Source organism: Acidithiobacillus concretivorus (assembly GCF_018853445.1).
Taxonomy (GTDB): Bacteria; Pseudomonadota; Gammaproteobacteria; order Acidithiobacillales; family Acidithiobacillaceae; genus Acidithiobacillus; species Acidithiobacillus concretivorus.
In genome coordinates, this window is sequence record NZ_JABELD010000175.1 from 1 (window position 1) to 261 (window position 261).

Annotated in this window: 1 pseudogene; it reads right to left on the minus strand. The window is 55.9% G+C overall.

Annotated elements, in window-relative coordinates:
* A pseudogene (locus tag HJG40_RS14610) lies at nucleotides 1-261 on the minus strand (IS21 family transposase); the annotation flags it as partial.

Below are 261 nucleotides of genomic sequence, written 5' to 3' on the forward strand. Positions count from 1 at the left end.
AGAAAAGCTTCCTGATGGGCGGCGAAGACCATCTCCTGGGTTTCTCTGGGATAGGCCCGGACAAAGGACATCCGGCTGTAAGTCAGGCGAAAGTGGGCGACCTTGATCGCCATGGCCACCCCATCCAGAATCACCGTCTCGCTGCTCCAGTCAAACTGATACGCTTCACCGGGACGGAAACTCAGGGGAATAAAGGCTTGGTGCAGACCAGGACGAACATTAGCCTTCCACGCCTTTACCCAGCGCTGAATGCTGTCATAG